Below are 23,719 nucleotides of genomic sequence, written 5' to 3' on the forward strand. Positions count from 1 at the left end.
ACCGTGCTGCAGCGTCCGGATGGTGTCCCGCGGTCCGGTCGTGCCCGCGGTGCCGGGCGGACACCGATGTCTCCGGCACGTCGACTCGCCACCCTGCGCTGGGTCATCGTCGTCGTCTGGCTGGTCCTCCTGATCACCCGGATCGTCGTGGTCTCGACGGCGCCGGGCGTCGACCTCTCCTGGTACGGCATCGTGGAGTTCGGCGCGATCGCCCTCGGTGTCGTGGTCATCGTGGTCGCCGTCGTGCGGACCGCGACGGCACGGCGGCGGCAGGCGGACGAGGCCCTCGCGCTCGCCATCCGGCGGATCGACCCGACGGTGTGGCTGGTGCCGGCGGCGCCGACGCCCGAACTCCGTGGCGTCGTCGACGAGGTCCGTCCGGACACCCACCTCGGTTCGCGCGTGACTTGGGCCTTCGGCGCTACCGAGGCCTCCCTGTGGGAACTCGACGAACGGCGGGCGACCCGGCTGCTCGTGATCCGGTGGAGTCGTGTCGTGCACGTCGGACTCGAAGACGTGGCGGACGGCGTCGACGGCTCGGACGGCTCGGGGCGAGACGGTGGCTCCGAGCGCCCTGGCCGTTCCGCTGGCGCTCGCCGCGCGTGTGCGGTGGCGATCCACCACGTACGACCGGACGACACCCCCGCGGTGGCGACGTTCTTCGTCCGGACCGCCCCCGGTTCGCGTCGGCTGCTCGGGCGCGGTCCACGGCTGGACCGGCTCGTCGCCGACCTGGCACGGGAACGCATCGTCGCCTGACGCGACGGAGGGCCCCGTGGTCAGCGAGGCCCTCCTTGCAGGACCCGCACCGACCTCCGTGGTCGGCAGCGGGTGCGGTCGTCAGTGCGTGGACGGCTCCTGCTCGACCTCGCGGCGGTCGTCGTCGGACCACAGCGTGTGGAAGGTGCCGTCCTTGTCGATGCGCTGGTAGGTGTGCGCGCCGAAGAAGTCGCGCTGGCCTTGGATCAGCGACGCGGGCAGACGGTCGGACGCGAGCGAGTCGAAGTACGACAGCGCGGACGAGAAGCCCGGAGCGGGGACGCCCGACGCAGCCGCGATGCCGACGATGCGGCGCCAGGCGGCTTCGCCCTCGGCCACCGCGTTCGCGAAGTACGGGTCGACCAGCAGCGACTCGAGCTTCGGGTTCTCGGCGTACGCCTCGACGATGCGGTTCAGGAACTGAGCTCGGATGATGCAGCCACCCCGCCAGATCTTCGCGACGTTGCCGAGGTCGATGTCCCAGCCGTACTCCTTCGCCCCGGCGATGATGAGGTCGAAGCCCTGTGCGTACGCGACGACCTTCGAGGCGTACAGCGCCGCACGCACGTCGTCGGCGAAGGTGTCCGGCACCTCGGCGATCTGCGGACGGTTCTTGACCGACTGCTGCACCGCGGCACGCTGCGTCGGCTTCGACGACACGGCGCGGGCGAACACGGCTTCGCCGATGCCCGAGACGGGGATGCCCAGGCCCACGGCGTTCTGCACGGTCCAGACGCCGGTGCCCTTCGAGCCGGCCGCGTCACGGATGACGTCGACGAGCGGCTTGCCGGTGTCGGCGTCGCGCTGCTTGAGGATCTCACCGGTGATCTCGATCAGGTAGGACTCGAGGTCGCCCTTGTTCCACTCGTCGAAGACCTGCACCAGGTCCTCCACCGAGAGCCCGCCGACGCGACGGAGCAGGTCGTACGACTCGGCGATGAGCTGCATGTCGGCGTACTCGATGCCGTTGTGCACCATCTTGACGAAGTGCCCGGCGCCGTCGGTGCCGATGTGGGTCACGCACGGTTCACCTTCGGCGACCGCGGCGATCGACTTCAGGATCGGCCCGAGCGTCTCCCAGGCCTCCTTCGAGCCACCGGGCATGATCGACGGGCCCTTGAGTGCGCCCTCTTCTCCACCGGAGATGCCGGTGCCGACGAAGTTCAGGCCCTTCTCGCGCAGGTCGTGCTCACGTCGGATGGTGTCGTGGAAGTTCGCGTTGCCGCCGTCGACGATGATGTCGCCCGGTTCGAAGCGTTCGGCGAGCTGTCCGATCACGGCGTCGGTGCCCTTGCCGGCCTGCACCATGATGATGGCGGTCCGGGGCTTCGACAGCGAGGCGACGAACCCGTCGATGTCCTCGGACGCGATGAACCCGGCGTCGCCGTGCTCCTGGAGCAGCTCCTCGGTACGGGCGTACGTGCGGTTGTAGACCGCCACCGTGTTGCCTTCGCGCGATGCGAGGTTGCGGGCGAGGTTCGAGCCCATCACTGCGAGTCCGACGACTCCGATGTTCGCCTGACCGTTGTTGTCTGCCACGAGGGCCTCCTTTGTCCTGACGTTGGCGCCCAACCTACGACCGGCGGTCTGGGATCGCACAGGTGTTGCGGGAACTGGGGACCAGAGTTCACCGGATCAATACTGTGGAGGGATGAGCGAGCTCGCTGTCCACCCGCCCGTCCTCGTGATGGGGGTCTCCGGCTCCGGCAAGTCCACCATCGGCCAGGCGCTCACCGACGCCCTGGTCGCGCAGGGCGAACCGTGCGTCTTCGTCGACGCCGACGACCTGCACCCGGTCGCCAACAAGGAGAAGATGCGGCAGGGGATCCCGCTCACCGACGACGACCGCTGGCCGTGGCTCGACGCCTGCGCCGAGCGGATCGCCGCGGTGGAATCGGACGGCTCCCGGTGCGTGATGGCGAACTCGGCGCTCAAGCGCGCCTACCGGGACCGGCTGCGCGAGTCCGCGCCGGGTCTCGTCATCGCCTTCCTCGACGGGTCGCGCGACCTGATCGCCGAACGGCAGTCCCACCGCCAGCACGAGTACATGCCGACGACGCTGCTCGACTCGCAGTTCGCGACCCTCGAGTGGCCGCAGCCCGACGAGGCCGCCGTCGCGGTGTCGATCGACGGATCGGTCGACGACACCGTGCGGGAGATCCTCGCCGCGCTCGCGGTCACCACCGCCTGACGAGCGTCGACGACCCGCGACGGATCCGGGCAGTTCCTCCACAGGGCGCAGCGCGGCCGTCGCCATCCCCAACCGATCCCCGGTCCCGTCCGCGTCGAGGGAGACGCTCGTACCGTCGCTCCATGACCACGATCACTGCCGCGCGTTCAGATACCACTCTTGATACCATCGACCCCATGGCCATGACCCTCCGACTCGACGACGACGAGGCAGCGGCGTTGCGCAAGCGTGCTGACCTCGAGGAGCGCTCGATGCAGGACGTCGCGCGCGCCGCCATCCGCGAGTACGTCGAGCAGCACAGCCGCAGCGATCTGATCGACGGCATCCTCGACCGAGAACTCCCGCGCTACGCCGAGGCGCTCGAACGACTCGGCAAGTGATCCACCTCACGACCGACGAGGCGTTGCACGTCGCTCGTCGGACCCTGGGAGCTGACTACGCGATCCGCGACGTCGGACTGCTCGAGGCGGCGGTCGCGCGACCCGCCGCGTCGGTGGGCGGGAACGACGCCTACCCGACGCTGGTCGAGAAGGCGGCGGCGCTCGTCCACTCCGCCGTCCGGAACCACGCCCTGGTCGACGGCAACAAGCGCCTCGGGCTGATGCTGCTCGTGGTCTTCCTCGGCGTGAACGGCGTCCGGCTCCACGCCTCGAACGATCAGGCGTACGACTTCATCGTCGCGATCGCCGAGGGGGAACTCGATGCCGTGCCGGAGATCGCTGCTGCTCTGACCGCGATGGTCTCGGACGCCTGACCGGCCGCTGGAACGGACAGCGGTCAGCGATCAGCGGCGCACCGCACTGATCGCCCCGTGCGGCCGGGCCCCCGGGTCCGTGCGGGTGTGGACGTCCACGACGTCGAAGCCCGCTTCGTCCAGCAGCGCCGCCAGGGACGCGACCGGCCAGCGGTAGGCGGTGACGACGGCGTGGTCGAAGGCCTCGACCGCGGCGCCCTCGAAGAACCCGAGCAGCAGCCCACCGCCGGGGGCGAGCACCCGACGGAACTCGGCGAGTGCCCCACCGATCTGCGACGGTTCGTGGTGGATCACCGAGTACCAGGCCAGGACCCCGTCGACGCTGCCGTCCACGAGCGGGAGCGCGTCGAGCGACGCGACCCGGAAGTCGATGTCCGCGTCCAGGGCGCCGTGCGTCCGTCGTGCGTGCTCGACGAACTCAGGCGCCGCGTCGATGCCGCTGACACGGTGCCCCTGCCGTGCGAGGTGCGCCGTCCAGTGACCGGGGCCGCACCCGGCGTCGACCAGGGGACCGCTTCGACCGGCTGCCCAGGCGTCGACGAGGGCTCGGTCGTCGGGGTGGACGGTGTCCATCGACCCGAGCAGTGCCGCGTACTCGTCGGCCCGAGCGCCGTACGCCGCCGTCACCCGCTCCGTCATGCGCCCGACCGTACCGCCGCAGCGCCGAACCGTGCGAGGTTCCGTGTTCCGTGCGACCCGGCACCCCTCGCACCAGGCACGGAACCTCGCACCACGCGGCAGTGCGGCGCCGCCAGCGTCAGAGCTTGAACGTCGCCCGAGGGATGTCGGACACGATGCGGCGGGCGGTGCGGACGGCGTCCTCCTCGGAGACCTGGTGCGTGACCACGAGCGACGCCAGGTACGCCGCGTCTGCCCGCCGCGCCATGTCGTGCCTCGCGGGGATGGAGCAGTACGCGCGGGTGTCGTCGATGAACCCGGAGGTCTTGGTGAACGACGCCGAGTCGGTGACGGCCGACCGGTAGCGCCCGATGGCCGCCGGGGTGTCGATGAACCACCACGGTGCGCCCGCGTACACGGCGGGGTAGAAGCCCGCCAGCGGCCCGATCTCGCGCGAGAAGACGGTCTCGTCGACGGTGAACAGCACCAGATGGAACCCGGGAACGGTGCCGAAGGACTCGAGCAGCGGCCGGAGCGGCTCGGTGAAGGACCCGACGGCCGGCAGGTCGTGCCCGGTGTCCGGCCCGAAGCGCTCGAGCGTCGGGGTGTGGTGGTTCCGGATCACCCCGGGGTGCAGCTGCATGACGAGGCCGTCCTCCACGCTCATCTCCGCCCAGCGGTAGAGCATGTCGTGCCGGTACGCCGTCGCCTCGGCCTCGGTGACCGAGGACGCATCGCGCAGCGCCGCGGCGTGGATGCGTTCCCGCTCGCTCGACGGCAGGGGAGCGGAGCCCGCGTCGAGCACCCCGGTGTCCGTGGCGGTCGCACCGTGCTCGATGAAGTAGTGGCGACGTGCGCGGAGAGCCGCCAGCAGCCCTGCGTGGCTGCCCGTGTCGATGCCGGCGGCCTCGCCGATCGACGCGACCACGGGCCTCCAGTCCGACCGCGTCGGGTCGAACACGGCGTCCGCGCGGAACGTGGGGAGCACCCGGCCGGTGAAGCCGGGGTCCGCGGCGAGCTGCGCGTGCGCAGCGAGGTCGTCCGCCGGGCCGTCCGTGGTGGCGAGGACCTCGATGCCGAAGGCGTCGAAGAGCGCGCGTGGCCGGAAGGCGGGCGACGCTAGCAGGCCGGCGAGGTGGTCGTACTGGTCGTCCGCGTTCGCCGTGGACGGCGCCTGGTCGAGCCCGAACACGTCGTGCAGCTCCGTCTCGAACCAGTAGCGCACGGGGGTTCCGAGGAAGTCGTCCCAGTGCTCCGCCAGCTGCCGCCAGATGGCACGGCCTGGCGGCGTCGGCTCAGCGGCATCGCGCCAGCGATGCGCCGACGCCGCCGGGCGAGCCTGCGAGCCCGGGCGGGGCCCCGACAGGTCCGCGCGTCCCAGCGCGGCCAGGTCCACCCCGTTCGCGTGCAGCAGGCGGAGCACGTAGTGGTCGGGGGTGATGAGCAGCGACGCAGGGTCGCTGAACGGCTGGTCCGAGGCGATCAGCGCCGCGTCGACGTGCCCGTGCGGCGAGATGATCGGGGCGTCCTTGACCGCCTCGTACACGGTGCGTGCCACGGCTCGCGCTCCGGGGTCGGCGGGGAACAGCCGGTCGGGGTGCGGTGCGAGCCGGGTGGGGGTGCTGGTGCGGGTCATCATCGACTCCTTCGGGGGCGGCGAGTTCGGGTGGTGCGAGTGTGGGGCGGCGGGATTTCCGGATCAGGCGGTTCCGGCACGGGGCGCCGGCCCGGTCGACTCGCGCACGGTCAGGTGGGTGGGCAGGGCGACGGCGCCGGACATGTGCTCCCCGGGGAGTTCATCCGCGGGCAGGGCGCCGAGCCGTCCGAGCAGCATCCGGATCGCGACCCGGCCGGCACGTTCGATCGGCGAGGTCATCGTGGTGAGCGGCGGGTTGCAGAAGTCGGCGCCGAAGATGTCGTCGCAGCCCACGATGCTCATGTCCTCGGGGACGCGGACTCCGCGCTCCCGCAGCCGGGCGAGCATCCCGATGGCGATCAGGTCGTTGAAGGCGATGCACGCGGTCGCACCGGCGTGCACGGCGGCGTCGGCGGCCGCGGCGCCGGAGTCGACGAAGGGTGCGTGCGGCCCGACCCGGGCGACGCGGATCGCCAGGCGCTTGGCGACCTGCACGAGCGCGCGCCACCGACGCTCGTTCGACCACGAGCTGTCCGGCCCGGCGACGTACAGGATCTCCCGGTGTCCCAGCGACACCAGGTGCTGCACCGCCTGCTCCACCCCGCCGGGGGTGTCGATGAGCACCGATGGCACGCCGGTGGGTCGGCGGTTCACCACGACCAGGGGGATCCGTTCGGCGAACCGTGCGATCTGCGCGTCGGACAGTCGTGACGCCGTGAGCACGACCCCGTCGGCCTTCGCCCCCACGGCGGTGAGCGCGGCTATCTCGGCGTCGGCGGACTCCTCGGTGTCGACGAGCAGCTGCGTCCAGCCGGCCCCGGCGAGCTGGTGCTGCGTGCCCCGGATGACGTCGAAGTAGAACGGGTTCGTGATGTCGGACACGAGCACGGCGACGGCGCGGGTGCGCCCGGACGTCAGCGCCCGTGCCTGCGAGTTGGCGACGTAGCCGAGCTCGCGAGCTGCCCGCTGGATGCGCTCCTGGGTGACGGGGTTGACCCGGTCGGGCAGGGACAGGGCGCGGGAGACGGTGGACGCGGCGACCCCGGTGGCGTCGGCGATGTCGCGGATGGTGACGCGACGCGCGGCACCAGCGGCGGTGCCCGCGGCACCGCCCGTGCGCCCGCCGCCGTCCGTCGAGAGGTCCTTCACGAGGCCGAACGTATTCGCGTCTGGCAACAAGTGGCAACCGGTTGCCGCATGTTGCCAACGGCGGAACAGTGGTGCCACCGAGCAGCGCCGCTCGGAGGAGGTCTCGAGGAGGAAACCCCCGTGAAGACGCGAAGACTGCAAGTCCGCACCCTCGTCGGTGCCGTCGCCGTGGTCGCCCTCACCGCACTGTCCCTGCAGGGATGCGCTGTGGTGAACGGCAGCGGCGACGACCCGAACACCCTCCGCGTGATGATGGGCGCGGACACCACCTACCCCAAGGAACGCAAGCAGTGGCAGCGGGAGACCGCCGCCGAGTTCAAGCGCACGACCGGTGCGGACATCCAGTGGGAGACCTACTCGTCCGCGCAGGAGGAACTGACCGCGATCCAGACGAGCGTCATCTCCGGCCAGGGCCCCGACGTCTACGCGATCGGCACGACCTTCACCCCGACCGCGTACGCCACCGGTGCCTTCGTCGAGATGGGCACGAAGGAGTGGGACGCGATCGGCGGCAAGGACCAGTTCGACCCCGCGTCGTTCGGCATCTCCGGTCCGAGTGCGTCGAAGCAGATCGGGATCCCGTTCGCCAGCCGTCCGTTCGTGATGGCGGTGAACAAGGACCTGCTCGCGAAGGCCGGCATCACCGACATGCCCACGACGTGGGACGAGCTCACCGCCGATGCGAAGGCCACCACGGGTGACGGACGCCACGGGATGGCGATCGCCTACGCCGACGGCTTCGACCCCTGGAAGTTCGTGTGGGGGATGGCCCAGAACGCCGGCAACACGATCGTCGACGGCTCGAAGGCCGAGATCGACAGCAAGGCCGTCGAGAACGCCTACCGCACCTACTTCGACTGGGTCACGAAGGACGGTGTCGTCGACCCGGCCGCGATCGGTTGGAACAACGCCCAGGCCCTCGCGCAGTTCACCGAGGGCAAGGCCGCGTTCTTCCCGATGACGACCACCACCGCCATCAACTCCTTCAAGGACACCAAGGTCGACGGCAAGTACGAGTTCGCCCTGCTGCCGACCGTCCCGCCGGGGGCGTCCGAGCGGCCGTCCGACGGGATCGAGGCCGCCAGCATCCTGTCCGGCGACAACTGGGTCGTCGCCGACTACGGCAGCAAGCAGGAGCTGTCGTTCGCGTTCGTCAAGCAGCTCAGCGCCCCGAAGGCCCAGCTCGAGTACTACGACCTGTTCGGCAACCTGCCGACCAATGCCTCGGCCGCCGCCGACCTGGCAGCCGACAACCCGCAGCTCAAGCCGATCATCGACGCCGGCCGCCTGTCCAAGCCGACCGCGTTCACCGGCGCCTGGTCCGACATCCAGCTCGCCCTGGTCGACGTGGTCGTGCAGTCGATCCCGTCGCTGAAGTCCGGCGAGGTCACCGACGACCAGCTCCGCAAGCGACTGCAGGACGCCCAGAAGGACGCCCAGGCCACCCTCGACCGTCAGAAGAACGGAGGTCTGTGATGACCAGCATGCAGACCAGGCCCCGCACGGACGCGGCGCCGCCCCGGCCGGTCCGCCCGGCCGGCAAGACGCCCCTCTACAAACGCGAGCGCCCGCTGTGGATGCTCCTACCCGGCGGGGTCCTCATGCTCGCCGTCATCGTGGTGCCGCTGCTGGTGGGCTTCTGGATCGCGATGCTCGACCTCGACCAGTACACGCTCCGCCAGTGGTTCAGCGCCCCGTTCGTCGGGTTCGCCAACTTCACCGAGGCGTTCACGAACTCGCCGCTGCTGCACTCCATCTGGATCTCGGTGTCGCTGTCGGTGCTCGTCACCGCGGTGACCGTGCCGATCGGGGTCGCCGCCGCGATCTCGACGCAGAACCGGTTCCCCGGTCGCGGGCTCGTCCGATCGATCTACCTGATCCCGTACGTGCTGCCGGCATTCGTGGTCGGCACGTTCTTCCGCACGATGCTCCAGCCGCAGGGGGTCGTGAACTCGATCCTGCACACCGACGTGCTGTGGCTGAACGGCTCGGCGTCGTACTGGGCGCTCGCCGGCGTGATGATCTGGACGAGCTGGCCCTTCGTCTACCTGCTGTCCCTGGCCGGCCTGCAGGCCGTGGACAACGAGGTGCACGAGGCCGCAGCGCTCGACGGGGTGACCTGGTGGGCGAAGCTGCGGTACATCATCTTCCCGTACCTGCGCGGACCCCTCAGCCTCGCGGTGATCATCTCGATCCTGCACAACATCAACAACTTCACGCTGCCGTTCGTGCTGTTCGGCATCCCGCTGCCGTCCAGCGTCGAGGTGATGCCCGTCCTGACGTACATCGCGAGCTTCCAGTCGTTCCGCTTCGGCCTGTCCGCGGCGATGGCGATCTGCTCGCTCGTGATCGTCGCGATCCCGCTGTTCGTCTACCTGCGGGCGGTCAAGCTCGACACCGGCGACGACGCCGGCCCCAACCGGAAGCAGCGTCGCGCCGACCGCGCCACGCTCGCCGCCTCCCCGACCGCCGCCGACATCGACGGAGCCCGCGCATGACCACCCCGAGCACGTCCTTCAGCACCCGCACCCGCCCCACCGCGACGCTCACCGAGAGCATCACGACCGGCAGCGGCGGCCGACGGAGCAAGCGTCCCTACGACACCGACGTCACCCGGTTGCTGCCGCGCTGGCTGCTCGTCGCCGTCATCGCGGTGATCATCGCGTTCATCGCCGTCCCGGTGCTCTACATCCTGTTCGGCTCGGTCAACTCCGACGTCGCCGTCGCCCGTGGCGAGTACTTCCCGTCCGAGTTCACCCTGTCGAACTACGTCGAGATCTGGTCCACCGTCGCCCTCGGCGAGGGACTGGTGAACTCGATGCTCACCGCCGGTGCCGTCGCCGTCGCGAGTGCCGCGCTCGCCGTGTCCACGGCCTACGTGCTCGTCCGGTTCCGGTTCCTCGGGCGGCTGACCATCCTGCGTGGGCTCCTCGCCCTGCAGTCGATCCCCGGCACGCTCCTGCTCCTGCCGGTCTTCGTGGTGTTCTCGAACATCGCCAGCGCCACCGGCGTGCAGATCATCGGCACCCGCTGGGGCCTGTTCGTCACCTACCTGACCTTCGCCCTGCCGTTCTCGACGTGGGTGATGGTCACGTACCTGCGCGGCCTGCCGAAGGAACTCGAGGAAGCGGCGCGCATCGACGGCGCCAGCTCGACGAAGATCCTGACGAAGATCGTGCTCCCGCTGTCGTGGCCGGGCATCGTCGTGTCCGCGATCTTCGCGTTCCTGCTCGGGTGGAACGACGTCCTGTTCTCCACGATCATGACGACCCCGAACACCCGGACGGTCGCCGTGGTGCTGCAGGTGCTCGGCACCACGCAAGAGGGCGGTGCCGTCCCGATCTACGGCCAGATGATGGCCGCCTCGATCGTGTGCGCCGTCCCCGTCGTCGCCCTGTACCTGATCTTCCAGCGCTACCTGGTCGGCGGGCTCACCGCCGGCTCCGTCAAGTAGGCCGCAACCCAGAACCGGACTGGAGGCCCGTGGCGGCCCCGCCACGCGCCTCCCGTCCGAACGAAAGGACACCATGACCGACCAGCCCAGTTGGGAACTCTCCGGTTTCGGCGACGAGATCGACGCCGACCCGGTCGTCCAGGTGGCGGTCCTCCAGGCGCTCGGCGCGAGCGCCATCGAGGTCCGCAGCGCCTGGGGCGTCAACGTCGTCGACCTCGACGAGGACCAGCTCGCCGGACTCCACCGGCTGCTCGACGAGCGCGGGCAGACCGTGTCCGCGATCGCCTCGCCGATCGGCAAGGTGCCCGTCGACGAGCCCGTCGAGCACGAGGTGTCACGGCTCGCCCGTGCGATCCGTGCCGCGCACGCCCTCGGCACGACGAACATCCGGATCTTCTCGTTCTACTTCGAGGGCCGCAGCCCCGACGACGTCCGCGACGACGTCCTCGTCCGGATGCGGGCGCTGGCCGACCTCGCCGAGCGCGAAGGCGTGACGCTGCTGCACGAGAACGAGAAGGACATCTACGGCGACGTCCCCTCGCGGGTGCTCGACATCGTCGAGAGCGTCGGGTCGCCGGCGCTCCGCCTGGCCTGGGACAACGCGAACTACGTGCAGTGCGGCGTCCGGCCCTTCACCGACGGCTGGGAGCAGCTCGCCCCGTACGTCGACTACCTGCAGGTCAAGGACGCCCTCGCCGCCGACTCGTCGGTGGTCCCCGCGGGCGAGGGTGACGGCGAACTGCTCCAGACCCTCACCGCGCTCCGCGACGCCGGCTACTCCGGGTACGCCTCGCTCGAACCGCACCTCAGCGACTTCACCTCCCTCGGCGGGTTCTCCGGCCCCGCGGCCTTCGGCCGTGCCGGCCGGGCCTTCCGCACCCTCACCGACCAGATCGGAGTCACCCTGCGATGACCGAACCCACCAACCCGCTCCGCCTGGCCGTCGTCGGCGCCGGTGTCATCGGCCGCCACCACGCCACCGTCGCCGTCCACCACCCCGACCTGCAGGTCGTCGCCCTCGTCGACGCCGTGCCCGAAGCCGCCACGAGCGCAGCCGACGCAATCGAGGCGATGGGCGTCGCCCGCCCGATCACGACGTCCACCATCGAGGAGGCGATCGACCAGACCGACATCGACGTCGTCGCGATCTGCTCGCCGTCCGGCATGCACGTGCAGCTCGCCGAGGCCGCCCTGGCCGCCGGCAAGCACGTCGTCATCGAGAAGCCGCTCGACACCACGATGCCCCGGGCCCGGCAGATCGCGGCGCTCGCCGCAGCCGCTCGTGACCGCGGGCTCGTCACGAGCGTCATCAGCCAGCACCGCTTCGACCCGGCGTCGGCAGCCGTCGCCCGGGCCGCGCACGACGGCGGGTTCGGCACCGTGACCTCGGGGCTCGCGAGCGTCGCGTGGTACCGGTCGCAGGGGTACTACGACTCCGGTGACTGGCGCGGCACCTGGGCGCTCGACGGCGGCGGCGCGGTGATGAACCAGGGCGTGCACACCGTCGACCTGCTCGTCTGGGCGCTCGGTCGTCCGGTCGAGATCTCCGCGCAGACCGGCCTGCTCGCGCACGACCGGATCGAGGTCGAGGACACCGCCGTCGCCACCGTCCGGTTCGCCGGCGGGGCGCTCGGGGTCGTCCACTGCACGACCGCGGCGTACCCGGGGCTCTCCGCCCGGTACGCCGTGTACGGCACGCACGGCTCCGCCATCGTCGACGACGACCGGCTCGCGTACTTCCACATCGCCCCGGACACCGCCACGCTCGAGTCCGCGTCCACCACGTCGAACGCCACCGCGGTCGCCGGTGCGGTCGACCAGAAGGACCAGGTCGTCCCGCCCGAGCACGTCGTCGGCGGCCCGGCTGAACCCGACCACTTCGCCGCGGGGCACGCTCGGCAGTACACGGACATCGTCGACGCGATCCGGCAGGGACGCGAACCGGGTGTCACCGTCGACGCGGCCCTCGTGTCGCTCGCCACCGTCCGCGGGCTCTACGTCAGCGCGACGCTCGGACACCCCGTGCGCATCGACGACGTGATCGAGGGGGAGTACGACGACGTGGTGCCCGTCGTCGGCACACCCGCCACCGCCAGCGCGACCGAAGGAGCCACCCGATGAAGTTCTCCGTGTTCACCGCCTCCACTCCCGACTGGACCCCGTCCGAAGCTGCCGAGACCCTGGCCACACAGGGCTGGGACGGCATCGAGTGGCGCATCGTCGACGACCGCCCGGCCGACGGCGTCGAGGTCCCCGCTGAGCGGTCGTTCTGGGCGGGCAACAACTCGACCTGGCAGTACACGGGCATCCGCGACCGGGTCGGCGAGATCGCCCGGGTCACCGCCGCCGCCGGGCTCGAGTACTCGGGCATCGGCGGCTACCAGCCGACCGCCGACCACGACGGCGTCGAGACGATGCTGCGCGTGACCAGCGAACTCGGCGCGCGCCAGGTGCGGGTCACGATGCCGCACTACCGTGCCGAGAAGGAACGCACCGGCGAGACCTACCCGCAGCTCTTCGACCGCACCCGCGCCGATCTCGAGTGGGTCGCGTCGCGTGCGTCGGAGCTCGGCGTGAAGGCACTCGTCGAGCTGCACCACATGACGATCACGCCGTCGGCATCCGCGGCACTGCGACTGATCGACGGTCTCGACCCCGCACACGTCGGCGTCATCCACGACCTCGGCAACCTCGTGATCGAGGGGTACGAGGACCACCTGGCCGCGTTCGAACTGCTCGGGCCGTACCTGGCACACGCCCACGTGAAGAACGCCCGCTGGGTCGACACCGGTGACGCCCGTGCCGACGGCAGTTCGATCTGGCAGCACGAGTGGGCACCCCTGCGCACCGGCCAGGCGTCGGTGTCCGAGTACCTCGACGCGCTCCGCCAGGTCGGGTACGACGGATGGGTCACCATCGAGGACTTCTCCACCGACCTCCCGCTCGAGGCCCGCACCGCCGACAACCTGGCGTACCTCCGCTCCCTCGTACCGGTGTCGGCATGACCGATCGGCGTCCGGGCATCGTCCACCTGGGGGTGGGGGCCTTTGCTCGTGCCCACCTCGCCTGGTACACCGCCCACACCACGGGGGAGCCGTGGGGGATCACCGCCTTCACTGGCCGCTCGCCCGCCGCCGCGGACGCGTTGACCGCGCAGGACTGCCGGTACACGCTCGTCACCCGAGCCGCGTCCGGCGACGGAGCCGAGGTGGTCGACACGATCGTGGCCGCCCACCCGGGCAGCGACGACACGGCCTGGAGGCACGTGGTCGCGTCCCCGGAGACGACCATCGTCACGCTGACGGTCACCGAGCAGGGCTACCGGCCCGGTTCCGACGTGCCCGCGCGGCTGGTCGCGGGGCTCGACGCCCGCCGTGCCGCCGGGTCCGGGCGCATCGCGCTGGTCAGTCTCGACAACCTGACGCACAACGGGGCGGTCCTGCGCGACGCCGTGCTCGACGCCGTCACCGACGACGCCCTGCATGACTGGATCGAGGCGAACGTCACGTTCCCGAGCTCGATGGTCGACCGGATCACCCCGGCCACCACCGACGACGACGTCGCGCGCCTGTCGGAACTGCCGGGTGCGCTCGCCGGAGACCGGGTCCCCGTCGTCACCGAGCCGTTCGCCGAGTGGGTGCTCGAGGACGCCTTCGCGGGCACCGACCGGCCCGCGTGGCAGACGGCCGGCGTCCGGATCGTCGACGACGTCACCCCGTACGAGCAGCGGAAGCTCTGGCTGCTGAACGGCTCGCACTCGCTCCTCGCCTACCTGGGGCTGCAGCTCGGCCACGACACCGTGGCCGAGGCGATGGACGACCCGGTCTGCCGCACCGCCGTCGAGCAGCTCTGGGACGAAGCCGCGCTCGAACTCCCGCTGCCCGAGGCCGAGGTCAAAGACGCCCGCACGGCCCTGGTCGAACGGTTCGCCAACCCGCGCATCCGGCACACGCTGCGGCAGATCGCGTCCGGCGGCTCGCAGAAGCTGCCCGTCCGTGTCGTCGACGTCGTGCGGCACCGGCTCGCCCGCGACCCCTCGGCCGGCATCGGCACCGGAGCGGCCACCGCCCTCGCCGCGTGGTGGCTGCACGTCACCGAGCAACCCGACCTGGTGGACGACCCCGGTGCCCCCGGGCCAGACTCGGACGTGCACGACGTCCTGGCCGTCGTCGCGCCCGAACTCGACACCACCCCCGTGGTCGCCGCCGTGACGGCGGCGGCCGACCGCATCCGCACCGCCGCGGCACGCGCCCGCGAACGCTCCAACGGAGGAGTCCACGCATGACCGACACGACCACCACCAACCCCGCGGCCCCGGTCCCCGGCGCCACCGACAGCGGGCCGGCCGAGACCACCGCCGGCCGTCCGGACACCTGGGCCTCGGCGGACCGCGGCCAGCTGATCGAGCGGGCCGAGGTCATCGTGACCAGCCCGAACCGGAACTTCGTGACGCTCAAGCTCACCACGGCCGACGGCGTCACCGGGCTCGGCGACGCCACCCTGAACGGCCGCGAGCTCGCGGTCTCCGCCTACCTGTCCGAGCACGTCGTCCCGCTGCTCGTCGGCCGTGACGCCAGCCGCATCGAGGACGCCTGGCAGTTCCTGTACCGGTCGTCGTACTGGCGCCGTGGTCCGGTCACGATGGCCGCGATCGCCGCCGTCGACATGGCCCTCTGGGACATCAAGGCGAAGGTCGCCGGGATGCCGCTGTACCAGCTGCTCGGCGGGGCATCGCGCACCGGGCTCATGGCGTACGGCCACGCCTCGGGCAAGGAGCTGCCCGAGCTGTTCGACTCCATCCGCGAGCACCAGGAAGAGGGCTACCGCTCCATCCGGGTGCAGACCGGTGTCCCCGGCCTCGAGTCCATCTACGGCATCGCCTCGAACAGGACCACCGAGGGCAACGCCGGCGTCCGCTACGACTTCGAGCCCGCCCAGCGCGGTGCGTACCCGGCGATGGAGGACTGGGACACCCGCGCCTACTTGCGCCACGTGCCCACCGTGTTCGAGGCCGTCCGCAACGAGTTCGGTCCCGAACTGCCGCTGCTGCACGACGGCCACCACCGGATGACCCCGCTGCAGGCCGCCAAGCTCGGCAAGTCGCTCGAGCCGTACGACCTGTTCTGGCTCGAGGACTGCACCCCCGCCGAGAACCAGGAGGCCCTGAAGCTCGTCCGGCAGCACACCACGACGCCGCTGGCGATCGGGGAGGTCTTCAACACCATCTGGGACTTCAAGGACATCATCCGCGACCAGCTCATCGACTACGTCCGCGGTGCCGTCACGCACATGGGCGGCGTCACCCCGCTCAAGAAGACGATGGAGTACGCGGCGCTGTACCAGGTCAGGTCCGGGTTCCACGGACCGACCGACATCTCCCCGGTGGGTCTCGCCGCGCAGATGCACCTCGGGCTCGCGATCCACAACTTCGGCATCCAGGAGTACATGCAGCACGGACCGCAGACCAACCAGGTGTTCCACCAGACGTTCACGTTCACCGACGGCTACCTGCACCCGGGGGACGAGCCGGGCCTCGGGGTCAGCCTCGACGTCGACGAAGCCGGCAAGTACCCCTACGAGCAGGCGTACCTGCCGTTCAACCGCCTGGCCGACGGCACCGTCCACGACTGGTAGTACCCGGCATCCTGGCTGGCACAGTGGTCGCATGGAGTTCGCCGACGTCGCCAGGGAGCTGTTGCTCGTCGCGCCGCAGGACTTCGTCGCCGAGCGCACCGCACGGCAGCGCGCGGTGCGGAAGGACGACCGTGCCCTCGCCACGGCGGTCGGGAAGCTCCGGAAGCCCGCCCCGGCCGCATGGGTGATCGACCTGCTCGCCCACGACGGTGCCCTCGACGACGCCGTCGACCTCGGACCGGCGCTCCGCAAGGCGCAGGCCGACGCCGACCCCGACGCGATCCGGACGCTCCGTCGGCAGCGCGCCGAGGTCGTCGACGCCCTCGCGCAGGCCGGTGCGGACCTGGCGTCCGACGCCGGGCACCCCGTCACCCCGGCGGTGCTCGAGCAGGTCCGGTCGACGATCGAGGCGGCGATGGCGGACCCGCACGCCGGCGCGGCCGTCCGGTCGGGGCTGCTCGTGACGGCGCTCGAGAGCGTGGGGTTCGACGCGGTCGACCTCGACGGGGCGCTCGCGGATCCGGACGCGGTGCCCGATGCCTGGTCCGGCAGCGATGCCCCACCCATCCCCATCTCCCAGGCGAGGGGTGCGCGGAAGGCGAGCCGTGCCTCCAGGCCCGCGCAGCGCGACGCCCCGGAGTCGGAGCCGGACGCCGAACCCGAACCGAAGCGCGACCCGGCCGCCGACCGGAAGGCCGCGCGCCAGGCCGAGACCGCAGCGCGCACGGAGTCCCGCGACGCCGACGCAGCACTCGACACCGCCGAGGCCGATCTCGAACAGGCGGAGGAGCGCCGCGCGGAGCTCCAGCGTGCCCTCGAGCAGGCCGAGGCCGAGATCACCCGGCTCGAGACAGCCCGCGACGAGGCCGAGGTAGCGAGCGACCGGGCGCGCGACGTCCTCCACGCCGCGCAGGAGCACCGTCGGCAGGTCGGCCGCTGAGCGTCGTCGCAGCCGGAGCGGGCAGATCATGGGACGACACGCCCGGACGGCCCTGCTAGACTCAGTCCCTGACTTCGGCGAGGGCTGCGTACGCGCGGCCGTGATCGACGCGGTGGGATACCCGGCAAGACCCTGGGATCGTTCCTCACGCGTGCACGCGTTCGAGTTGCAACACCACAGACCCCCACGATGCCGGCACCCCGGCGTCGTCCCCGACACCAGGAGGCACCATGGCCGACTACACCAAGCTCGCAGCGGAAGTCCGCACCAAGTTCGGCAAGGGCGCTGCTCGCAAGCTCCGCGCGGCCGACAAGATCCCCGCGGTCGTCTACGGCCACGGCACCGAGCCGAAGCACATCTCGCTGCCCGGTCACGAGACCATGCTGCTCGTCCGTACCGCCAACGCGGTCGTCGACCTCGACATCGAGGGTGCTGCGCAGCTCGCCCTCGTCAAGGACGTCCAGCGTGACCCGGTGCGCCAGATCATCGAGCACATCGACCTCGTGGTCCTCCGCCGCGGCGAGAAGGTCACGGTCGACGTGCCCGTCGTCATCGAGGGCGAGTCCTTCTCCGGCACCATCCACGTGCAGGACCTCAACACGATCTCGCTGCTCGTGCTCGCCACCGACATCCCGGAGCACGTCTCCGTGAACGTCGAGGGCCTCGAGGACGGCGTGCAGATCCACGCCGCGCAGCTCGAGCTCCCCGAGGGCGCCGAGCTCGAGACCGACCCCGAGGCGCTGGTCGTCGCGATCGTCACCCCGCGTGGCACCGCTGACGACGACGCTGCGGACGAGGCCTCGGCCGAGGCCGGCGCCGAGTCGGGTGCCGAGGGCGCCGCGGACTCCGAGTAACACCCCTTCGAAGACATCTGGTCGACGCTGTGACGGATCGAATCCTCGTGGTGGTCGGGCTCGGGAACCCCGGGCCCGACTACGCCGGCAACCGCCACAACGTCGGCCAGATGGTCCTCGACGAACTCGCCTCCCGCATGGGAGCGACGTTCAAGAAGCACAAGACGCCGAACCAGGTCGCCGAGGGGCGCCTGGTGCCCGGCGGCACCCGACTCGTGCTGGCGAAGCCCGGGTCGTTCATGAACACCTCGGGTGGACCGGTCTCCTCGGTGCTCGGGTTCTACAGCGCCACCCCGGCCGACCTCGTCGTCGTGCACGACGAGCTCGACCTGCCGTTCGACACCGTCCGCCTGAAGGGCAGTGGCGGGCACGGCGGGCACAACGGGCTGCGCGACATCATCAAGGCCACCGGGACGAACGAGTTCATGCGCGTCCGGGTGGGCATCGGTCGTCCGCCCGGTCGGCAGGACCCGGCCGACTACGTGCTGCGTGACTTCTCCGCAGCCGAGAAGAAGACGCTGCCGATCCTGCTGGCTGACGCCGCCGACGCGGTCGAGGCGATCGCCGAGGTCGGGCTGCTCGCCGCACAGCAGCGCGTGCACGCTCCGTCCTGAGCGCTCCGTGCCGGGCGTCGGCGCTGTTCGCCCGTCGCGCACGTCGCGGCCGGTGTCGGTGGCGGCCGGTACCATCTCCTGAGTGACGATCTCGGGCATCATCCCTGCGCTCTCGCGCGCCTCCGCCTTCGATCGCGTGCTGCGCGCCGCACCGCGCGACGCCGACTTCTCCGTCGTGGACGGCCTGCGCGTGCCGCTGCTCGGCGCGCTGCTCGCCGAGCGCAACGGCCCGCAGTGCGTCCTCGTCATCACGGCGACCGGGCGTGAGGCCGAGGCGGTCCGCGAAGCGTTCGGCAGCTACGTCCCCGATGCCGACGTGCTCGAGTTCCCGGCGTGGGAGACCCTGCCGCACGAACGCCTCAGCCCGAGTGCCCAGACCGTCGGCACGCGCATCGCGACGCTCCGGAAGCTCGCGGCGTGGCAGGCGGCGGACCCGGCCGAGCGTCGCCAGACCATCGTCGTCGCGAGCGTCCGCGCCGCGCTGCAGCCGATCGCGAGCAACCTGACCTCATTGGCACCCGTGGTGCTGCGGACCGACTCGCGGGGCAACGACCTGGCGGCGATCGCGTCCCAGCTGGTGGACCTCGCCTACTCGCGCGTCGACCTCGTCACCCGCCGTGGTGAGTTCGCGGTGCGCGGCGGCATCCTCGACGTCTTCCCGCCCACGGCCGACCACCCGGCACGCGTCGACTTCTTCGGCGACGAGATCGAGGCGATCAAGGCGTTCTCCGTCGCCGACCAGCGCACGACCGAGGACGACCTCGGCTCGGTCGAGCTGACCGCCTCGCGCGAACTCCTGCTCAGCGACGACGTCCGGCAGCGGGCGCGCGAGATGCTGCACGAGTTCCCGAACCTGTCGCAGATGCTCGCGAAGATCGCCGAGGGCATCCCGGTCGAGGGCATGGAGTCCCTCGCCCCGGCGCTCGTGCAGGACCTCGTGCCGATGACCTCCTACCTGCCGGACGACGCCACCATCGCGGTGTTCTCGCCCGAGCGGGTGAACGGCCGCGCGAACAGCCTCGCCGAGACGAACACCGAGTTCCTGCAGGCGGCCTGGAGCGCAGCGGTCGCCGGTGCCCAGGCGCCGATCGACCTCGACGCGGGCAACTTCCTGACCGTGCAGCAGCTCAAGAACACCCGGGGGCAGCGCACCTGGTGGACGGTGTCGCCGTTCGACTCCGGCCTCGACGAAGGGGACACCGAGCGCGTCCTCACCGACGCCGAGGCCGCTGCCGAGGCAGGCGAGTACATCCGCGTCCGGGCCGAGGCCGTCCCGAGCTTCGCCGGCAGCGCCGACGGGGCGATCGCGCACGTCAAGTCGCTGACCGACGACGGGTGGGCCGTCGTGGTGACCGCGCAGGGCCAGGGCCTCGTCGAGCGGGCGGTGCAGGTGCTCGCCGACGCCGGGGTCGCCGCCCGTGCCGCAGTAGTCGACGCGCCGCCGGAGCCGGGGTTCGCCGTCGTGACGACCGCGACCGTCGAGCACGGCTTCGCCATCCCCGACCCCCGCATCGCGGTCCTGAGCGAGGCGGAGTTCTACGGCCGCAGTGTCCAGCAGGGTGCCCGCACCGTCAAGAAACTCGCGAGCCGACGCAAGAACGTCGTCGACCCGCTGCAGCTCAAGCCGGGCGACGTCGTCGTGCACGCGACCCACGGCATCGGCAAGTTCGTCGAGCTCGTCAGCCGCGAGGTCTCCAGCGGTGGCCGGAACGCCGTGAAGACGCAGCGCGAGTACCTCGTGCTCGAGTACGCGCCGTCGAAGCGCAACTACCCGGGCGACAAGCTCTTCGTGCCGACCGACCAGCTCGACCAGCTGTCGCGCTACGTCGGTGGCGAGTCCCCGACCCTGTCGAAGATGGGCGGCTCGGACTGGTCCGCCGCCAAGTCGAAGGCCCGCAAGGCCGTCCGCGACATCGCCGTCGACCTGGTCAAGCTGTACTCGGCGCGGATGGCGTCGAAGGGGCACGCGTTCGGTCCGGACACCCCGTGGCAGCGCGAGCTGGAAGAGGCGTTCCCGTTCGCCGAGACCGCCGACCAGCTCACCACGATCGACGAGATCAAGCGCGACATGGAACGCCCGATCCCGATGGACCGCCTGCTCTCCGGCGACGTCGGCTACGGCAAGACCGAGGTCGCGATCCGTGCCGCGTTCAAGGCCGTGCAGGACGGCAAGCAGGTCGTCATGCTCGTCCCGACGACCCTGCTCGTCCGCCAGCACATGGAGACGTTCCAGGAGCGCTTCGCCGGGTTCCCCGTGCACCTGCGCGCCCTGAGCCGGTTCCAGACCGAGAAGGAGTCGAAGGAGACCATCGCCGGGCTCGCCGACGGCACGGTCGACATCGTCATCGCGACCCACCGGATCCTGTCGCAGGGCATCACCTTCAAGGACGTCGGGCTCGTCATCATCGACGAGGAACAGCGGTTCGGCGTCGAGCACAAGGACCAGCTCAAGAAGTTCAAGACGAACGTCGACGTCCTGGCGATGTCGGCGACCCCGATCCCGCGCTCGCTCGAGATGGCGGTCACGGGCATCCGCGAGATGTCGACCCTGGCCACCCCGCCCGAGGACCGCCACCCGATCCTGACCTTCGTCGGACCGCAGTCCGACCTGCAGGTGGCGGCGGCGATCCGCCGCGAGCTGCTGCGCGAGGGCCAGGTGTTCTACGTGCACAACCGCGTGAAGGACATCCAGTCGGTCGCCGCGCACCTGGCCGAGATCGTGCCGGACGCGCGCATCGCCGTGGCGCACGGGCAGATGTCGGAGACCGCCCTCGAGCAGGTCATGGTCGACTTCTGGGAGCGCCGCTTCGACGTCCTCGTCTCGACGACGATCATCGAGACCGGTCTGGACATCGCGAACGCGAACACGCTCATCATCGACAAGGCGGACAAGTACGGCCTGTCGCAGCTGCACCAGCTGCGCGGACGTGTCGGCCGTGGGCGGGAGCGCGGGTACGCGTACTTCCTGTACGACTCCGAGAAGCCGCTGTCCGAGACCGCACAGGACCGCCTCGAGACGATCGCCGCGAACAATGAGCTCGGCGCGGGCATGCAGGTCGCCATGAAGGACCTCGAGATCCGCGGGGCCGGCAACCTGCTCGGCGGGGAGCAGTCCGGCCACATCGCGGGCGTCGGCTTCGACCTGTACCTGCGGATGATCGGCGAGGCGGTGTCGCAGTTCCGTGGGGACGTCGCCGAGGGGCAGACCGAGCTCCGGCTCGAGATCCCCGTCGATGCGCACATCCCCGAGGACTACGTCGAGTCCGAGCGACTCCGGCTCGAGGCGTACCAGAAGCTCTCGGCGGCCTCGGCCCCGACGGCCCAGCCGAACGCGATCGACATGGTGCTCGACGAGCTCACCGACCGCTACGGGCAGCCGCCGCAGGCCGTGCAGACCCTGGTCGAGGTCTCCCGCCTCCGTCGCATGGCGCAGCAGGTCGGCCTGTCCGACGTCGTGGTCATGGGCTCGAACCTGCGGGTCGCCGGCAAGGAGCTCGCCGACTCGTCGCAGGTGCGCCTGAAGCGCATGTTCCCGGGCGCGCGCTGGTTCCCGCAGCAGAACGCGACGAGCATCCCGATGCCGCGTCCGCACGACCAGGCGCTGCCGGACGACGGCCTCATCCAGTGGGTGGAGAGCATCCTCACCGCCGTGTACGGGGCGACGACCCCGGCCGAGGCGCCGGCCGCGTAGACGCGAGCGGAGACGGCCTGGAGGCACGGTGCGGGCCCGCACCGTGCCTCCAGGCCGTCCATGGCCACGTCCACGGCACGCACGCCCTTCGCGACGATCCACGCGTCGAACGACGCGTGCCCTGTCGCGGAACGGGTGTGAACCCCGGCCCGCGAGCCGCTACTCGGTGTCCTCGGCCTCGGACAGCTCGCGGCGCGCGCGGTACGCCCGCGCCCGCAGCGTGACGACGACCGCCGACGCGACGATGGCGATGCCCGAGCCGACGAGCACGGCGAGGACGCCCTCGTCGAGGATCTCCTCGTTGCGGGCGAACGCCAGCTCGTTCATGAGCAGCGACACCGTGAACCCGATCCCACCGAGCACACCGACGGTGATGATCGAGAAGAACGACAGCGACGAGCGGCCGGGCGAGCGGAAGATCCGCGTGGCGATCGTGCCGAACAGCGTGATGCCGATGACCTTGCCGACCGGCAGGGCGAGGACGACCGCCCAGAACGTGGGGGAGAGCTCGCTGATGCCGACCGAGGGGATGATGACGGCTGCCGACGCGAACGCGAACACCGGCAGCACGATGGCGTTCGACCACGGCTCGACGTTCTCGTGCAGGGTGTGGCCCGGGCGGCGGGGGAGCACGAGCCCGAGGGCGACGCCGGCGATGGTGGCGTGCACACCCGAGTGGTAGACGAGCCACCACGTCAGGAGCCCGACGACGACCATCGCCACGATGATGAACGTCTGCCCGCTGCGCCCGGGACGGAGCATCCGGCCGAGCAGCCAGAACACCGCGAGGGTGACGACGGCACCGGCGAGGGCCAGGAAGTCGGTGTCGTGGGCGAACACCACGGCGATGATGATGATCGCGATGAGGTCGTCGAGCACGGCCAGCGCGAGCAGGAACACCCGGATGCCGCTCGGCAGCCCGCGACCGAACATGGCGAGCACCCCGAGCGCGAACGCGATGTCCGTCGCCGTCGGGATCGGCCAGCCGTGCGTGTACTGCGTGCCCGCGGTGACGAGCAGGAAGATGCCGGCCGGGACGAGCACGCCGCCGACCGCCGCGATGGCGGGGATGATCGCGGTCTTGGGGTTCGACAGCTCGCCGTCGACGAGTTCCTGCTTCAGCTCGATCGCGACGAGCAGGAAGAACACCGCGAGCAGGCCGTCGCTGATCCAGTGCGCGATCGACAGGTCGAGGCCCAGGGCACCGAGCGGCAGGTGCGCGTCGAGCAGCCGTTCGAGGCCGGGGCCGATCGGGGAGTTCGCCACGACCAGGCCGAGCACGGCGGCGGTGAGGAGCGCGATGGCGCTGAAGCGGGGGGAGCGGACGAGGGACGACATGGATCTCCGTCTCGAGGGGTCGGGTGAGTGTCCGTCGACCAGACTTCCCGACACACCACGACCAGTCTACGCGGGTGGCACGATGAC

The 23,719-nt window shown here is 70.9% G+C and carries 21 protein-coding genes; 16 read left to right on the top strand and 5 right to left on the bottom strand.

Going from position 1 to position 23,719, the window contains the following annotated elements:
- Window positions 1-3: 3 nt before the first annotated feature.
- A complete protein-coding gene (locus DEJ11_RS03875) occupies window positions 4-759 on the top strand; it encodes a hypothetical protein (protein WP_146249300.1) in 756 nt (251 codons plus the stop codon).
- Window positions 760-840: 81 nt separating this feature from the next.
- Here the strand turns inward: DEJ11_RS03875 and gnd are convergent, their stop codons facing one another.
- Window positions 841-2,298 (bottom strand): NADP-dependent phosphogluconate dehydrogenase, encoded by a 1,458-nt coding sequence (gnd, locus tag DEJ11_RS03880; RefSeq protein ID WP_111104226.1) that lies wholly within the window; start codon window positions 2,296-2,298, stop codon window positions 841-843.
- Between the two features lie 112 nt (window positions 2,299-2,410).
- Here gnd and DEJ11_RS03885 point away from each other — a divergent pair, with 112 nt between their 5' ends.
- The 3 genes from DEJ11_RS03885 (at window position 2,411) to DEJ11_RS03895 (ending at window position 3,704) form a co-directional block, all read left to right on the top strand.
- Window positions 2,411-2,950: a gluconokinase gene (locus tag DEJ11_RS03885; RefSeq protein WP_111029615.1), complete on the top strand. Its 540-nt coding sequence runs from the start codon at window positions 2,411-2,413 to the stop codon at window positions 2,948-2,950.
- A gap of 122 nt (window positions 2,951-3,072) precedes the next feature.
- Window positions 3,073-3,330, top strand: a complete 258-nt coding sequence (locus DEJ11_RS03890) for a ribbon-helix-helix protein, CopG family (RefSeq protein WP_254699648.1) — start codon at window positions 3,073-3,075, stop codon at window positions 3,328-3,330.
- Window positions 3,327-3,704 carry a type II toxin-antitoxin system death-on-curing family toxin gene (locus DEJ11_RS03895; protein WP_111029614.1) on the top strand — a complete coding sequence of 126 codons (378 nt, stop codon included), beginning with the start codon at window positions 3,327-3,329 and terminating at the stop codon, window positions 3,702-3,704. Before DEJ11_RS03890 ends, DEJ11_RS03895 begins: the two co-directional genes overlap by 4 nt.
- 30 nt (window positions 3,705-3,734) lie before the next feature.
- On the opposite strand, the gene DEJ11_RS03900 is transcribed toward DEJ11_RS03895, so the two are convergent.
- The 3 genes from DEJ11_RS03900 to DEJ11_RS03910 all read right to left on the bottom strand — a co-directional run bounded on the left by DEJ11_RS03900 (window position 3,735) and on the right by DEJ11_RS03910 (window position 7,107).
- Window positions 3,735-4,343, bottom strand: a complete 609-nt coding sequence (locus tag DEJ11_RS03900; RefSeq protein WP_111104228.1) for a class I SAM-dependent methyltransferase — start codon at window positions 4,341-4,343, stop codon at window positions 3,735-3,737.
- Window positions 4,344-4,461: 118 nt separating this feature from the next.
- Entirely contained in the window at window positions 4,462-5,958 is a 1,497-nt protein-coding gene (gene uxaC, locus DEJ11_RS03905; RefSeq protein WP_111104230.1) for a glucuronate isomerase, read from the bottom strand.
- A gap of 63 nt (window positions 5,959-6,021) precedes the next feature.
- Entirely contained in the window at window positions 6,022-7,107 is a 1,086-nt protein-coding gene (locus DEJ11_RS03910) for a LacI family DNA-binding transcriptional regulator (protein WP_181440871.1), read from the bottom strand.
- A gap of 120 nt (window positions 7,108-7,227) precedes the next feature.
- On the opposite strand from DEJ11_RS03910, the gene DEJ11_RS03915 reads away from it, so the two are divergent.
- The 12 genes from DEJ11_RS03915 to mfd all read left to right on the top strand — a co-directional run bounded on the left by DEJ11_RS03915 (window position 7,228) and on the right by mfd (window position 22,294).
- Window positions 7,228-8,583, top strand: coding sequence for an ABC transporter substrate-binding protein (locus DEJ11_RS03915; RefSeq protein ID WP_181440872.1), 1,356 nt, complete (start codon window positions 7,228-7,230; stop codon window positions 8,581-8,583).
- Window positions 8,583-9,605: a carbohydrate ABC transporter permease gene (locus DEJ11_RS03920; RefSeq protein ID WP_111104232.1), complete on the top strand. Its 1,023-nt coding sequence runs from the start codon at window positions 8,583-8,585 to the stop codon at window positions 9,603-9,605. Before DEJ11_RS03915 ends, DEJ11_RS03920 begins: the two co-directional genes overlap by 1 nt.
- Complete coding sequence (locus DEJ11_RS03925) at window positions 9,602-10,561, top strand: carbohydrate ABC transporter permease (RefSeq protein ID WP_214542713.1); 960 nt, start codon at window positions 9,602-9,604, stop codon at window positions 10,559-10,561. The genes DEJ11_RS03920 and DEJ11_RS03925 overlap by 4 nt, the downstream gene beginning before the upstream one ends.
- Before the next feature lie 73 nt (window positions 10,562-10,634).
- On the top strand, window positions 10,635-11,474 hold the full coding sequence (locus tag DEJ11_RS03930; protein ID WP_111104234.1) for a sugar phosphate isomerase/epimerase family protein: 840 nt from the start codon (window positions 10,635-10,637) through the stop codon (window positions 11,472-11,474).
- Window positions 11,471-12,682, top strand: a complete 1,212-nt coding sequence (locus DEJ11_RS03935) for a Gfo/Idh/MocA family oxidoreductase (protein WP_111104236.1) — start codon at window positions 11,471-11,473, stop codon at window positions 12,680-12,682. The genes DEJ11_RS03930 and DEJ11_RS03935 overlap by 4 nt, the downstream gene beginning before the upstream one ends.
- Window positions 12,679-13,566 (top strand): sugar phosphate isomerase/epimerase family protein, encoded by an 888-nt coding sequence (locus DEJ11_RS03940; protein ID WP_111104238.1) that lies wholly within the window; start codon window positions 12,679-12,681, stop codon window positions 13,564-13,566. The genes DEJ11_RS03935 and DEJ11_RS03940 overlap by 4 nt, the downstream gene beginning before the upstream one ends.
- Complete coding sequence (locus tag DEJ11_RS03945; protein ID WP_111104240.1) at window positions 13,563-14,846, top strand: mannitol dehydrogenase family protein; 1,284 nt, start codon at window positions 13,563-13,565, stop codon at window positions 14,844-14,846. Before DEJ11_RS03940 ends, DEJ11_RS03945 begins: the two co-directional genes overlap by 4 nt.
- Window positions 14,843-16,195 carry a D-mannonate dehydratase ManD gene (gene manD / locus DEJ11_RS03950; RefSeq protein ID WP_258375484.1) on the top strand — a complete coding sequence of 451 codons (1,353 nt, stop codon included), beginning with the start codon at window positions 14,843-14,845 and terminating at the stop codon, window positions 16,193-16,195. Before DEJ11_RS03945 ends, manD begins: the two co-directional genes overlap by 4 nt.
- Window positions 16,196-16,226: 31 nt before the next feature.
- Complete coding sequence (locus DEJ11_RS03955; protein ID WP_111104242.1) at window positions 16,227-17,135, top strand: hypothetical protein; 909 nt, start codon at window positions 16,227-16,229, stop codon at window positions 17,133-17,135.
- Between the two features lie 230 nt (window positions 17,136-17,365).
- The gene (locus DEJ11_RS03960) at window positions 17,366-17,989 is read left to right on the top strand and encodes a 50S ribosomal protein L25/general stress protein Ctc (RefSeq protein WP_071405234.1); all 624 of its coding nucleotides are present in this window, start codon (window positions 17,366-17,368) and stop codon (window positions 17,987-17,989) included.
- Window positions 17,990-18,018: 29 nt separating this feature from the next.
- The gene (pth, locus tag DEJ11_RS03965; RefSeq protein ID WP_111054896.1) at window positions 18,019-18,603 is read left to right on the top strand and encodes an aminoacyl-tRNA hydrolase; all 585 of its coding nucleotides are present in this window, start codon (window positions 18,019-18,021) and stop codon (window positions 18,601-18,603) included.
- An 82-nt stretch (window positions 18,604-18,685) separates the two neighbouring features.
- Entirely contained in the window at window positions 18,686-22,294 is a 3,609-nt protein-coding gene (gene mfd / locus DEJ11_RS03970) for a transcription-repair coupling factor (protein WP_111104244.1), read from the top strand.
- A 159-nt stretch (window positions 22,295-22,453) separates the two neighbouring features.
- Here mfd and nhaA read toward each other — a convergent pair whose 3' ends face one another.
- Window positions 22,454-23,632 carry a Na+/H+ antiporter NhaA gene (nhaA, locus tag DEJ11_RS03975; RefSeq protein WP_071406115.1) on the bottom strand — a complete coding sequence of 393 codons (1,179 nt, stop codon included), beginning with the start codon at window positions 23,630-23,632 and terminating at the stop codon, window positions 22,454-22,456.
- Window positions 23,633-23,719 lie beyond the last annotated feature (87 nt).

Origin of the sequence: Curtobacterium sp. MCLR17_058 (assembly GCF_003234705.2) — a bacterium.
Classification (GTDB): Bacteria; Actinomycetota; Actinomycetes; order Actinomycetales; family Microbacteriaceae; genus Curtobacterium; species Curtobacterium flaccumfaciens.